Below are 14,763 nucleotides of genomic sequence, written 5' to 3'. Positions count from 1 at the left end.
TGAGTAGCTTTGCGGACAGCGCTTACGTCAGTGAAATAACCTGGCTGCGATTGCCAAGCTGCGTTGCGAGACCTTCAAAACCAATAGGGCCTAGTAAAAACCACTTGATAAGCGTACACTTATCAAGTTTTTCTACCCGCATCCTCTCTTAAAGTGAGTCAAAATGCCCCATAAGTCTAATGAAGCTTGCTGTATTCACGGCGGCAAGCGCAGTGGTTGCGGTCGCAAACCCGGTGTGAAAACGCAACCTATTCGCCTGCCAGCATGGTTGCTTGAGCAATTGAGTGAAAAAGGAGAGCCAAGACAGCTGATTATCGACGCCTGTCTTGCCCTGCATCCATCGATCTGTAATGAAGGATCTCGCAGCAATGACTAAATCAAAATTTATACTTCACTATTTCCTGTTGAACAAATTTTCTTATTTGTTGGCGATTGCCTGTATTTTTGTGGTGAATTACCTGCAAGTGGAAATTCCGCGCTACATCCAGCTTGCCGTTGATTTACTCAACGAAGTAACACTTGAGTCCAAAGAGGGGCTGCTTGAAAACGTGCAATGGGTAATTGCGCTGTCGGTGGTGATGGTGGTGATCCGTATTCTGTCGCGCATGTACGCGTTAAACCCAGGGCGAATTACGGAAGCGACCTTGAAAAATGATATTTTCCATCGTTTGAACCGTCTGCCTTCAACCTTTCACGGCAAATTTGCCTCCGGCAAACTTATATCCATTATCAATAATGATCTCAACGGTATTCGCCTGTTTTATGGCATCGGTTTTTTACAGCTGTTTAATATTTTATTTGCCCTGTCGCTTACGCCAATTTGGATGTGGAAAATCTCCCCGGAATTAACCCTGTACTCTGTGATCCCCATCGTCATTGCCTCCATTATTTTCCGCATTGGTTTTAGAAAATTGCGCGCCTTACACACAGAGCGATTGACCCGTTTGCAGGATTTGTCCGAGCAGTTGATGAACTACCTGGGCGGCATCGACTTGATTAAAAATCAGCAGATGGGTCAGTGGGTGACAAACGAAGTGGATCAGGTCAATCGCCGTCTCTTTGATTGCACTATGCACATAGCCAAAATTCAAACCATCTACATGCCTATTTTGGATTACGCCAACCATTTTATGAAAGTGCTGATTTTGGGACTGGGCGGTTATTATCTTTTGCAGGCCAAATTATCGATTGGTGAAATAACTGCCTTTTTGTCCTACTCGGTACTCTTGGCTATACCGCTGATGCACTTGGGGCGTATTGTCACGGTGTATCAAATGGGCATGATCAGTATTGATAGTGTGCAGAACATTCTCAATAACGCAGTGCCAAGCACAGATCTGTTGAGAATGGGCGACGCTGAAAAATCCTCCTTGCGCGGTTCAACACTGTTGGTAAAAAGCCTCAGTTATCGCTACCCAAGCGCCACAGGTGAACACCCCGAGGTCGTGCTAAAGGATCTCAGTTTCTCCATTGCACCGGGCGAAAAAGTCGGCGTTTTAGGTAGCATTGGTGCGGGTAAAAGTACCCTGGTGAATTGCTTGAATCATCACTTGTCCCTTGAAAGCGGGCAAATTTTTTGGGGTGGAAAAGATATTACTCAGGTGTCCCGTCAGGATTGGCGCAGCTATGTGCGAACCATTACCCAAGACCCTTTTCTGTTTTCCGATACGATTTCACAGAATGTTAAGTTTGGAGCCAACCAACAAGACCACGCCGCGGCGGAACTCGACGTGCACCAGGTGCTTGAACTGAGCCAGCTAAGCGAAGATGTGCAGCGTTTTAGCGCCGGCGACCAAACGCTGGTGGGTGAAAAAGGCATCATGTTATCGGGTGGACAAAAGCAACGTCTGAGTATCGCCCGGGCTCTGCTCACTCCCAGCGATCTTATCATTATGGACAATGTGCTGTCGGCGGTGGATTACGAAACCGAGCGCACTATTTTAAAAGGGGTATTTGATCGCATTGAGGGGCAGAGTTTGTTAGTGGTTTCTCACCGGGTTAGCGCGCTGGAATACATGGACAAAATTCTGGTATTGCAACAGGGTGAAATCATCGCCCGCGGCACACACACCCAACTACTTGAGTCGTCCAGTTATTACCGCCAGACCTGGGAATTACAGCAGCATGAGACTCAGGCCGCATGATTAAATCTTTGGATTTCGCCTACCTCAAGCATTTTTACCACTACGCTTCGCGCTACAAAAATACCGCTGTGATTGGTTTGCTGATGATGCCCCTATCAGTGGCCGCCAACGTGTTGTTTCCCTGGCTGGTGATCCAAGTGATTGATGAGCACCTCACGCCCGGTAAATACGCTGGGCTGATGTTTCTGATTGCCATCATGCTGGTGGTATTGATTGTCAATTACATAGCCGATGCTATCTACACTTACTGCTTGCGTATGACCGGACAGAAGGCCGTTTTTGATATGCGTATGGCCTTGTTTGCGCGTATTTTGCAACTGCCCAGAACCTACTTTGATAAAACCCCTACGGGTGTCACGTTGTCACGATTAACTAGCGATCTTGAAGCCATAGGTGAATCCTTCGTGCTGGGCGTGCTGAGTTTGGTGAAAGACTCCATCAACACGTTGGCGGTGCTGATCTTTATGTTTTTCATCAACTGGCAATTGGCCTTGTTGGTCTTACTGGTGTTTCCGCCTGTGTTACTGCTAACCCAGTATGTGCGCAATCGCCTGCGTGAAATGTATAGCATTACGCGCTCGTCTTTGGCCAAAGGCACCGGTTTTTTGCAAGAGTGTTTGTTGGGGGTAAAAACCGTACAACTATATGGCGCCGAAGAGGAGGTGGAAGCTAAGTATCACCGCTACACCGAAGATTTCCTGCGGGCGCAAATTAAAACTAATAAATACGATGCCACCTTGTTTTCGATTATAACGGGGATCACCAGCATCACCATCGGGCTGATTATATGGTATGGCTCCGGTAAGGTGCTCGCCGGCGCCGTCAGCCTTGGCGTATTGATCGCCTTTATCAATACTCTGGAAAAGGTATTTGTGCCCCTGCGGGATTTCACCTCGCAGATCGCCGCCATTCAGCGCTCTTTTGCAGCCTTTGAACACATAGAAGAACTTTTTGTAGAAGACCTCGAAGAAGACGGGCGAACGCTTTTGCCAGCAGAAACCCTGAAAGACAAACTTGTCAATTTCGAGTCGCTGGAATTCAAAAATGTGCGCTTCCGTTATGGCAGCGCAGGCCCCTATGTTTTGGATGATGTGTCTTTTACACTCAACAAGGGCGAGCAGTTGGCCTTAGTGGGCACAACAGGCTCAGGTAAGTCGACCATCATTCGCATCATGAGTAAAACCTACATGGACTATGAAGGCAGCATACTTCTAAACGGTATTGAGCTGTCGAACATACCCAAAGATTCAATGCTGCACCTGTTTTCTCTGATGCAGCAGGACGTGTTTCTGTTTGAGGAGGATATCCATTTTAATGTTTCCCTTGGTGCCGACGACATCAGTGACGAAGCCGTGGTAGACGCCGCACAATACGTTTATGCCCACGATTTTATTTTAGGGCTGCCCGGTCAGTACCAATTTAAGCTGAAAAAAAGCGGCAGTAATTTGTCGGCAGGCCAAGCTCAGCTGATCTCCTTTGCCCGGGCCGTGGCCCAGGGCGGACAAGTGATGATGTTGGATGAGGCTACCAGCTCGGTGGATTCTATTACCGAAAATCTGATCCAAAAGGCCATTGGCCGCTTGTTTGAACAAAAGACCGTTATCGCCATTGCGCACCGCCTGAGCACCATTCGCCACTCGGATCAGATCCTGGTGCTTAACCAGGGCAAGATTGTCGAGCAGGGCAACCATCAAGAGTTGCTGGCGATGGACGGCGTTTATTCGAGCTTACTCACCGATGACAGGGCATACCTTTAGCTCGAACGAGCCCAACAGGCTTATTCTTAAAGTGTTAATTATTGCGCTGATTCAGTCGCTTTTTTCTCATCCGGGAAAAAGGGGTCGGAGTGAATATCATTTCTATTCACTCCGACCCCTTTTTCCTCGACCCCTTTTTCCTATACCGAGTGCCGCGAATACAGAAGCGGGAACAACGGATGCTCAAGCTTCGCGCCCTCCGCTAGTTCGTCGACCAGGCCAGGGAATTCCGGCGAAGTTTTCCAGTCCCGTGGCGCATGGCGCATATCATCGCCTAGAAAGCGCAGCGAGAACGCCCGGCGCCGCCGGTTGCCGCCGACACCCGCCGAGGCATGCAGCGTGAGCATATGGAAGAACACCACATCACCAGGCTCTAGCTGCCAGCCGAGGATATTGAAGGCCGAACGATCCGCCTCGATATCCGGTAAATCAGCCAGGCTGCCTTGCGGAAACCAGCGTGCCTGGCTGTCCAAGAAGGTCCGCGGCATCAACCAGGGACCCAGATGCGAGCCACCGATAAACTCCAGCGTCGCCTCGCGAGATACTGGGTCCACCGGCATCCACATGCTGCAGTTCTGCCGGCCCTCTACATTGTAATAAGGCTGATCCTGGTGCCACGGCGTTCGCTGTTGAGTATTCGGTTCCTTCACCAGCAGGTGATCGTGATAGAGCCTCGCCGTCGCGCTTTGCATCAGCTGCGCGGCCACCTCGCCCACCCGCCTGACGAAGATAAACCGCCGATAGGCATCAATCTCTTGCCAGTTGCAAAAGTCCTCAAAAAACCAGCCAGGATCGTCCGGGCTGCTGGCAATCTTGGCGCGCTCGCTGGGCTTAGCCAGATTCTGTTCGATACCGGCGGTTAAGAGGGCAACCTCCTCGGCGCTGAATAACTGCCGCACACAGATGGCGCCATCACGCTGGAAAGCTTTCACCTGCTCTGTCGTTAATTTGAATTCACTGATTTGTTGCGTCATTTGGGTTATTCCTTGTTATTCATAACACCATTGCCGTGGCTCAGCCAAAGACAATCAGCGACAGGTTGAAATGCAGAAAGGTCGGTATCACGGTGTCCCCGATATTACTAGAGTACAGAAGGATAAACACTATATCTGCTCTTTACAGCAGACCTGGCTTGAGAGAATACCGGTGTTTGTCAAACTAGTTATCTGGCTTAATGGTTATAGCATCCCAAGGTATAAAGGCGACCCGAAATTTTTCGCCGATACCGTCAGCTTGGACACGATTGTTTCTCAACTCGAAAAATTCCACAAACACTCGGGCCAATTCTGCTGGAGACCAGCCAAGTTACGAGTAGATTCATGGAAATCGAGCAAAAACTTTTTAGAAATTTAGAGACTCAATCGCAATGAATGTCTGCCAACATTGCCTCCTTTGTTCATGTAAGCAATATGAGGCTGGATAAGCTGATTGGCTGAACAACCTTCAACCCAATCAGCTTGAAGGTGTATGCCCACAGATTAGCTTGGCAAATTACAAGATCAAACGGCAGCTAATACTGCCAAAATCCCATTCTGATACGATATTTCGCCCATAAATTTTGTATCTTTAACCTGATCAGCACCTCATCAATGCGGTGGCTATACCGTTTTAGCTTACCCCTCCCCCGACGACACATGATACAAATAAATATAAATTTATAACAAAAAAGTATCAATAATAAAACCTTTCTGTATTAAAGCAAGATTGCCGGCCATAGCAATCATTCGGCGAGCTGATTGGCAAAGAGCTCAAGTTAGCTATTTTTAGCCCAGACATGGAAAAGAGCTCATGTGACCAACGCATCATAACAAGCTGTTATGTCTAGGTTTAATTGCCTCAATACACAGATATCAAGTCAGCAGTAATGCACTTTTTATCACAACAAAAACCTATATCAGCTCTTCAAAAAGGAAAAAAATAAATAAAATAAAAATGTCTACTATCAGTCTCCTTCAATTATAAAAGTAATTAAATGTGACTTTATGATACATATTTCATTGTAAATGTTAAATACATGTAATATGTTGGTTAACATCACTTACTGGCAATTCGATATTGCTCGAGTCACTGACCAACATATAAATATTAACCATAAAATTTTTGCCACCAGGGGGACAAACTATGACTGTAAAACACACATCCGCCGACAATATTTTGTTTAAGTCCCCCAATTTAATATTCGCGCATCGAGAAGCGATGTTGCCGCGTGCTGGGATCACGCTGTAGTGGAATGGCTTTTCGGTGGGTTAAAACACGACTGCATATTAAAAATAGCTCAACCCACTCGTGAACATATGAAGCAAGATGTGACTGACTATTTTCAATCTTACAATCAAGATTGAATACATAAGTAAATAACAATAAGTCAGCGATTAAACATGAAACTCCTTTAGATAAAGCCCCTGGCCTGAGCCAACCAAATAACTCTCTATCGAGACTAATGAAAAGGAATTAAATACGAAAATAAAGGTTTAATGCAATATTTTGTTAAAATATAGTCACATAATGTTAGTTAATTGTCACATATTAGTTTCACATGAGAATCTATTGTGTTAGATTTTTATCCTTTTTATGTTATTGATTAACTTAAGTCGAGGTTACCTTTTATGTCTAAAAAGCCTTTTGCATCATCTGCAGATCTAGGTGAAAAAACTGAAACCCTTGAAGTGCTTGCCGATGGCGTTTATGCACTTACTGCTGAGGGCGATCCCAATATTGGCGCTATTGAAGCAGAAGATTTTGTTATTGCGTTTGAAGCCAGGGCGACACCCAGAGCAGCAAATGATTGGTTAGAAATGTTAAGAGAGCATACCGACAAGCCAATAAAGTACCTTGTTCTGTCTCATTATCATGCGGTGCGAGTATTGGGCGCATCCGCTTACGGTGCTGAATCCATTATTGCTCATGAAAAAACTAAATTTCTGATTGAAGAGCGCGGTTTGCAGGACTGGGCAAGTGAATTTGGCAGAATGCCAAGACTGTTCAAAGAGCCTGAGGATATTCCAGGACTCACTCACCCTGATATTGTCTTTAATGACCGTCTCGAAATCCCTTTAGGCGGTGAGCGAGGAAGCCTGATTTTAGAGCACTGTGGCAGAGGCCATACCGCGGGAGACATAGTGGCCTGGTTGCCTAAACACAAAATACTGTTTGCTGGCGATTTAGTTGAAGCGGCTGCTGCCTTGTATACGGGTGATGCATTTCACTTTGACTGGGCGTCGGGCACATTGGACAAAGTGAAAGCCTATCAGGCCGAAATATTGGTGGGTGGTCGCGGTGCGGTAGCACAGGGTAGAGATAACGTTGATGCTGCCATCGAGCAAACCCGTGGATTCCTGGAAGGTATGATCGAAAAAGTCGGACAAGTGCACAGAAACGGTGGGACATTGAAACAAGCGTTTGATGAGACCCATACACTCCTCGCCCCTAAATTTGGAATGTGGCCCATCTTCGAGCACTGCCTGCCATTTGATGTGAAACGTCTTTGGGACGAATTTGAAGGCATTGACTGGCCTCAGATTTGGACAGCAGAAAAAGATAAGGAAGTTTGGGATCAACTGCAAAATTAGCAAGTGATTCGATATTGAGCGAGACACTACTTTACATATGAATAATAACCATAAAATTTTTGCCACAAGAGAACATAACTATGACTGTAAAACACACATCCGCCGACAACATTTTGTTTGAGTCCTGCAATTTAATGCTCGCAGTTAAAAAAGCCTTAGGTTTGGGGATCGTTGCATCTGTATTGGTAGCAACCGCTACACAAGCAACTGAAATAGAAAAAATTCAAATCACAGCGCAACATCGTAGCCAAAATATCCAGGAAGTGCCTATTGCCGTTACTTCTATTGGCGCAGGTGATATTGAAAAGTCTGACATTTCTGATGCATCTAGTGTGGCAAATTTTATTCCCGGCATGACTTTTGCGGAGTTCTCTCCCGGTCAGGCAAACATATCAATGAGGGGGATTAATACCAGTGACGATGGCCCTGGTTTAGATAATTCAGTCGCACTGTTTCTGGATGGTGTCTACATTGGCCGTGGAGCAAGTATCAATTTCGATATGTTCGATTTAGAACGGATTGAAGTATTACGTGGCCCACAAGGTACGCTTTTTGGTCGAAATGCAGTAGGTGGCGCCATCAGCGTTATAACCGAGAAACCCTCCGATGAATTCCGCGCCAAAGTAGGTGTCTCTGTAGGTAATGAGGGCATTCTTCGCTATCAGGGACTTGTTAATGGCGGGCTAAGTGACAATCTTTCCGGTAAGTTAAGCGTATCTCATCGTGAGCATGATGGTTTTGTGCAAAACGTACTGTTAAATACCGAACTAAAAGACGAGGACTCAAGTTCAATACGAGGTCAGTTGCTTTACAAAGGCAATTCAAGTGAATGGTTACTCAGCGCAGACTATATGAGCGATGATCGTGCCGATATGGGACGAACTCCGGTGATAAATGGTAACCAGGATTATTTGGGGGAATTAATCGATTTAGGTGCGACAGAGCCACGTCAATCAGCCAGTCCCGTTGATGGTTTCTCAAAAAGAGAAGCCAGTGGATTCAGCCTGACCGGCACCGTAGATTTCTCTCAGGGCAGCCTGGTCACAATTACGGCGTTACGCCACGCTGAAACTGATTGGGAAATGGCGTCTATTGGTGCGCCATTAATTACCGGTGGCGGCCCGACTTATGACTTTGGTGATCCATCAACGCCTGAAGATGACGTTTACGGTATTGATCTATTTGACGACATTGTTGAAGACATTGATACCTTTTCCCAAGAATTCCGTTGGGTTTCTAACTTGGACGGAAATATAAATTATACCGCGGGCGTTTTTTTTCTAACGGAAGAAACCGAACGGGTAGAGCAGTGGAACATTACCCGTAATACCTATGCGGCTGCGCCAGTTAAACTGGGTAATGAATATGCGGGTGCCAAAAATAAAACCACGAGTTATGCCGCTTATGGCCAGGGAAACTGGGATATTAACGAGAAGTGGAGCCTGACACTCGGTGCCAGATATACGGTCGATGAAAAAGACTATACTGCGACGTCAGTCAACTGTGCCCTTGACGCAACGGGTACTGAATTTGAAAATTTCTTTGAGTGTCAAGGTGTAGGTGGCAGCTTAAAACTCATTGCTGAGTCATTTAGCATTGCTACAAATGACGACTGGAATGACCTGTCACCAATGGCGAACCTCAAATATCAGGTCAACAATAACTTGATGTTATATACATCAGTATCTCGAGGCTTCAAAAGTGGTGGATTTGCCGGTTCGCAGGGGGTTGAGTCTAGTGCTAGCATTCCTGTTCAACCGGAAGTAGCCACCAATTATGAAGTGGGATTTAAAGGCGATTTTCTTGAAAATACCCTGAGATTCAACACCACGCTTTTTTATACCGATTATCAGGATCTACAGGTAACTAGATTTGGTCCAACCACAGGCTCTGAATTTGGAACCTTCCAGACCACCAATATTGGTAAGGCCGAAATAAAGGGAATGGAATTAGAGTTTAACTGGAATCTGACTGATAATTTCAATATGTCGGGCAACTATGCTTACCTTGATACTGAAGTTAAAGGTCTTGTCTTTGATACCGCAACCGGTACCGTAGATGGCTCAGGAAATCCATTACGCCAAGCGCCTGAAAATAGCTACCAACTGACTCTAAATTACTATGTGCCTATCGAATCAGGAGAGCTGGATTTGCGTCTTGAATATAGTCATATCGACGAACAAAATATGTCATTAACCAATACCGCAATCAAACTGGATGAATCTGATCTGGTTAATGCCAAGATCAGCTGGCTTTCCCCTGACGACAGCCTTGAGGTATCTCTTTGGGCTAAAAACCTGACCGATGAAGCTGAAATTGTGCATGTTTATACCATTGGGCCCGGTGCCATAGGTGTTTGGGGCGATCCGCGCACATTTGGTATTTCCGCCAAATATACGTTCTAATAATCTAATCAAGTCAGAATTTAGTTAAGGTTGTCTCATTGTCCAATGAGACAACCTCTCTTAAGGATATTTAATGAAATTTAAATCCGCTTTTTTGGGAACTGTCTTAATCCTGCAAGGGTGTGTTGTAGATCAGGTAACAAATAATCAGTTATCTAGCGCAACCGAGTCATTAGTCACTGACAATACGATCAAGCTCTATCGCGATGATTATGGTACGCCGCATATTTTTGCCAATTCAAATTTTGACCTGTTTACAGGCTATGGTTATGCCGTTGCCCAAGACAGATTATTTCAAATGGAAATGCTTAAAAGGACAACACAAGGAAAAGTCGCTGAAGTACTCGGTAAAGAATATATTGAATATGACCGTTTTATTCGAAGTCAATTTCAGCCAGATTCCATAAAGCAGCAGATAGAAAAATTAAGTTCTGCCCAGTTAGATGTCCTCAGTGGTTATGCACAGGGCATGAATTTGTGGCTACAGAAAATAGCGCAAAATAACGAGCAATTACTTCCTTTTGAATTTACCCAGCATCAGTTCAAACCTACAAAGTGGACGACCTATGATGTTGCGATGATTTTTGTTGGCACACTTGCCATGCGTTACGCAGATTTTAATACTGAATTAGAAAACCTGGCGATGCTGCAAGAACTGAATACCTTGCACGACAGCGAAAAAAGTTTACAGCTGTTTAATGCATTAATGTGGCAATGCGACGACAGTTCAATCACCACTGTACACAAACAAAGCACCGAGAAATGCCAGGATCGAGATCAAATCCCCAGTGATCTAGCGGTAAGCTCACCACTAAAATTAGCTCTGAACAGCTATATCGATACCTCGGGTAAAATTGCGTTTTCCCCTGACAGCAAATCACAATGGCTTAACGACTTTGCAAAAACTGGTCTTAGCGGCGATATTACTCGCTCATCAGCCAGTAATATCTGGATGTTATCTAAAAACAAGTTAAAAGATGCCAATGGCGTGTTATTAAACGGTCCGCAATTTGGTTGGGCAAATCCATCCTATGTTTACGGCATTGGTCTGCATGGTGGAGATTATGACATTGTCGGCAATACTTTGTTGGCCACACCCAATATTCTATTTGGCCATAACAATCATATTGCATGGGGCTCTACCGCAGGCTTTGGTGATCAGGTCGATATTATGCAACTCAATCTAGTTAACAATCCCCGCAACCCAGCACAGCTATCATACTCCTATCAGGGAAAGACCTATGATGTCACCCAAAGACAGGAAATCATTCAGATCAAAGACAGTCCTGCACTTGAATTAAGCATTAACTTCACGCATTTGGGCGCTATTGAGCATCTCGATCAAGAGTCTGGGCACATTTACATTAGACGGCGCCCCTGGCAGGGCTCTGAAGTAGAAAGCATGCTCGCCTGGCTAGACATTGGCAAGGCACACAACTGGTCAGAATTTCGTCAGCAAGTCAGTCACATCAGTACCAATATCAATTTCTATTACATGGATTTGCAAGGTAACCTGGGCTACATCCTGGGTGGTAAATATCCCAACAGAAGTGCGCAACAACATCTACGTTTACCTATGACCGAATCGACAGATTGGCAAGGATTTCAAGATTTTGAAACGAACCCATTTGAATACCAGCCTGCCAATAACTTTATTATGAATTGGAATAACCGCCCTGAAAGTAAACTCGCCTCCCCGGATATGTGGTGGATGACCTGGAGTAAGGCTGACCGGGGCAATGAAATTCATCAACGACTTTCTCAACAAGATAAGTGGAGCACTAAAGACGTTTGGCAATTGAACGAAGAAATGTCTTTTGTAGACACTAACATTCGTTATCTGTTGCCACTGTTGGAGCAAGCTAATCAACAAAATCCCCTCACACATGAAGCCGCAAAGGGTTTGGCGTTATTACAAAACTGGGATTGGGCATGGCGTGACAAAGATCACGACGGCTATTTTGATTCAAAGGCCACCACACTGATGCAGCATTGGTTAACACAGTTACTTAAAGATGTACTGAGTGATGACCTGCCTGATGATATGTTTAAAAAATATGCCGCCACCGGCTATCCCATAGCCACTATCAAAGGTTCAATAAAACCTCAACCGGGTACCGCAATTTTGGTTGATACTTTTGCGGCCCAACAAGCTGGCCGAATAGCCCGTTACGATTTTTTAAACGGCAAAACAGCACTCGACGTTATCAGCAGCAGTTTCAATACAGTGATGGATTCATTTATTAAAAATGGCAAATTAAACCTGCCTGAAACTGAAGTGTATCCGCTTAAATTCTCACCTTATAATTTCCGCGGAATTTTGCAGGCATCCTCTGAACACACATCACATCAAATCATGAATCGTGGCAGTGAAAATAACCTGTTTATTGCAACAGATGATGGATTTCAGGCTTGGGATGTTATTCCATCAGGTCAAAGCGCGTTTATTAATCAGCAAGGCGTTGCTGACTCACATTCAACGGATCAACTTTCAATGTATGAAGAATTTGAAAAGAAGCCAGTCTATTGGAGTGAAAGCGAGCTTCAAAAGCAGGGGTTTAAGATGGAAATTATTGAAATGGAAAAATAAACCAATATTTATGCCTGCAAAACCGGGAGCAAAAATGTAATCCAGTTTGCAGGCCCATTGAGGTTTTATAATTATTTATGTCATCAGCAACGATCAATTAAAGGCAGTAAAATGAAAAAACAAGATATCTATTTTATCATGGGTCTAATCGCATTTTTTAGTCCATTTTTTCTTTCGACCGATGTTTATGCTGGATATATTTCCTTTAATCAGCAGCACGGTTTTATTATGAGTTTTATAAAATTCGCCATACTTGCTACCACAGGTGAAGTGATTGGGTTAAGGATTATCAGCGGTGTTTATAACAAACCCGGTTTCGGTATTATTCCCAGGGCAATCGTATGGGGTATTTTGGGGATCACGATAAAAGTAGCTTTTATTATTTTCGCCACAGGTGTTCCGCCGGTATTAGCTTACTCCGGGATGGAAAATATTGCAGAAATAATGAAAGGTGGCCTTACAGCAAATAAACTACTAATTGCATTTTCCATTAGCGTTGCTATTAATCTTATCTATGCCCCCATCATGATGACTCTGCATAAAATTACTGACATCCATATCATCAGTAATGGTGGAACAATCAGTGGCCTGTTCACTTCAATAAAAGTGGCTGACATCATGGCAAATATGGACTGGCGCAAACAGTGGGGCTTTGTTTTCAAGAAAACGATCCCCTTTTTCTGGATCCCAGCCCATACCATTACCTTTCTTTTACCTGCGGATATGCAAGTACTGTTTGCCGCGATCTTAGGCATTGCCTTGGGTATTATCCTGGCCATTGCCAGCCTGCAGTCAACACCAGCAAAAGTATAAGCGTTGATTTTATTGAGCATGGTTTCTGGCGTCATATACCCAAATCATCCGGGGGTATGACGCAGACCCCAAAACAAACAGGATAAACACAAAAAGATATGTCTGATAATCACCTTGATAAACTAAGCGAAACATACTCAGATGCCGAGCTATTCGCCAAGATTGCGGCACAATCACATAAAGCGCATCAGTTTGCAGATCACAACGCCTTTATTTACCTTGCTAAAAATGACGCTCTTGCCCAGGCCAAAGATCTTGTTGCTGCAGATCCAACAAAATCCCTGCCGCTTTATGGGATGACATTAGCCATAAAAGATAATATCGAAGTCGCAAACATGCCTCATTCGGTTGGGCATAGATCCTTAGATCGCTATATGCCTGCATTCGATTCGGATGTTGTCGCACAATTGAAAAAAGCTGGAGCCATAATTAATGGTAAAACCAATATGCATGAACTTGCTTTGGGTATCACCAGCAATAATGGTGCATTTGGCCCGGTCAGAAATGCTTGCGATCCATTGTGCTTTGCTGGTGGTAGCAGCGGCGGCACAGCGACCGCCATAGCATTGGGTTTAGCTGACGCGGGTATTGGCACCGATACCGGTGGTTCAACTCGCATCCCGGCCGCACTCAATGGCATTGTAGGATTCAGACCAACAACTGGACGTTACTCAAGTAGAGGCATTAGCCTGATATCTCAAACACGGGACACCGCCGGCCCTATGGCATCGGATGTAGAGACAGTGGCGCTGTTAGATTCAGTAATGGCCCAGGAGCCACCGGTTAAAGTTAATCCCTATCCGTTAAACAAGTTAAGATTGGGCATTCCAAAGGCCTACTTCTTTGAGAATATCTGCCCGGAAATCATCGACCGTTTAGAAAAAGTTCTCATAAAATTACAAGAAGCTGGCGTGCAGTTGATCGATGTTGATTTAAGCGATGTGGCGCAGTTAAGCCAGCAATCTAGTTTTACGATTGTTTTGTATGAGACACGTCAACAATTGCAAAGCTTGCTCAAACGAGCCGCGCCACAACTCAGTTTTGCGCAATTTGTGAGTAATACATCCAGCCCTGACGTGAAAGCATTATTAAGCATGTTGATTGAAGATCCTGTCCCGGAGGAAGCTTATCGTACAGCCATTGAAACGTTGCGTCCCAAGCTTCAAAAGGCTTATAAAAACTGTTTTGAGTCACATCAAGTTGATGCGCTAATATTCCCTGCCACACCATTACCAGCTCAACCCATTATTGATAGTGATGAAACCGTCAACCTAAATGGTAAACAGGCTCCTACCTTTTCAACCTTCATCCAAAACACTGACCCATCCAGCAATGCCGGTATTCCTAGCCTGGTGATCCCTATGGGGCTAAATTCACAGGGTTTACCCATTGCCTTGCAAATAGACGGGCCAGCGGGTTCAGACCCACATCTATTGGCCATTGGTGTCAGTATAGAAAGGATGCTCAAAACCAAGGGCTAAAGTG

Annotated in this window: 9 protein-coding genes and 1 pseudogene; 9 read left to right on the top strand and 1 reads right to left on the bottom strand. The window is 44.9% G+C overall.

The window, feature by feature from the left end:
- Positions 1-163: 163 nt before the first annotated feature.
- The 3 genes from AC3RV5_RS01545 to AC3RV5_RS01535 are packed head-to-tail and all read left to right on the top strand — an operon-like array spanning position 164 to position 3,901.
- The gene (locus tag AC3RV5_RS01545; protein WP_489730247.1) at positions 164-376 is read left to right on the top strand and encodes a hypothetical protein; all 213 of its coding nucleotides are present in this window, start codon (positions 164-166) and stop codon (positions 374-376) included.
- On the top strand, positions 369-2,144 hold the full coding sequence (locus AC3RV5_RS01540) for an ABC transporter ATP-binding protein (RefSeq protein ID WP_489730246.1): 1,776 nt from the start codon (positions 369-371) through the stop codon (positions 2,142-2,144). The genes AC3RV5_RS01545 and AC3RV5_RS01540 overlap by 8 nt, the downstream gene beginning before the upstream one ends.
- The gene (locus tag AC3RV5_RS01535) at positions 2,141-3,901 is read left to right on the top strand and encodes an ABC transporter ATP-binding protein (RefSeq protein WP_489730245.1); all 1,761 of its coding nucleotides are present in this window, start codon (positions 2,141-2,143) and stop codon (positions 3,899-3,901) included. Before AC3RV5_RS01540 ends, AC3RV5_RS01535 begins: the two co-directional genes overlap by 4 nt.
- A 140-nt stretch (positions 3,902-4,041) precedes the next feature.
- Here the strand turns inward: AC3RV5_RS01535 and AC3RV5_RS01530 are convergent, their stop codons facing one another.
- Complete coding sequence (locus AC3RV5_RS01530) at positions 4,042-4,875, bottom strand: phytanoyl-CoA dioxygenase family protein (protein ID WP_489730244.1); 834 nt, start codon at positions 4,873-4,875, stop codon at positions 4,042-4,044.
- 1,197 nt (positions 4,876-6,072) lie between these two features.
- On the opposite strand from AC3RV5_RS01530, the pseudogene AC3RV5_RS01525 reads away from it, so the two are divergent.
- The 6 genes and pseudogenes from AC3RV5_RS01525 to AC3RV5_RS01500 form a co-directional block, all read left to right on the top strand.
- Positions 6,073-6,234: pseudogene (locus AC3RV5_RS01525) on the top strand (IS3 family transposase); the annotation flags it as partial.
- 273 nt (positions 6,235-6,507) lie between these two features.
- Positions 6,508-7,470 carry an MBL fold metallo-hydrolase gene (locus AC3RV5_RS01520; protein ID WP_489730243.1) on the top strand — a complete coding sequence of 321 codons (963 nt, stop codon included), beginning with the start codon at positions 6,508-6,510 and terminating at the stop codon, positions 7,468-7,470.
- Positions 7,471-7,550: 80 nt separating this feature from the next.
- A complete protein-coding gene (locus AC3RV5_RS01515) occupies positions 7,551-9,875 on the top strand; it encodes a TonB-dependent receptor (RefSeq protein WP_489730242.1) in 2,325 nt (774 codons plus the stop codon).
- A 73-nt stretch (positions 9,876-9,948) separates the two neighbouring features.
- Positions 9,949-12,465: a penicillin acylase family protein gene (locus AC3RV5_RS01510; protein WP_489730241.1), complete on the top strand. Its 2,517-nt coding sequence runs from the start codon at positions 9,949-9,951 to the stop codon at positions 12,463-12,465.
- Between the two features lie 111 nt (positions 12,466-12,576).
- Complete coding sequence (locus tag AC3RV5_RS01505) at positions 12,577-13,278, top strand: hypothetical protein (RefSeq protein WP_489730240.1); 702 nt, start codon at positions 12,577-12,579, stop codon at positions 13,276-13,278.
- Between the two features lie 98 nt (positions 13,279-13,376).
- Complete coding sequence (locus AC3RV5_RS01500; RefSeq protein ID WP_489730239.1) at positions 13,377-14,759, top strand: amidase family protein; 1,383 nt, start codon at positions 13,377-13,379, stop codon at positions 14,757-14,759.
- Positions 14,760-14,763 lie beyond the last annotated feature (4 nt).

The organism is Paraglaciecola sp. IT1134, assembly GCF_058068185.1.
The sequence above is the reverse complement of the archived record's forward strand: the minus strand, read 5'-3'. Positions and strand labels throughout refer to the sequence as shown.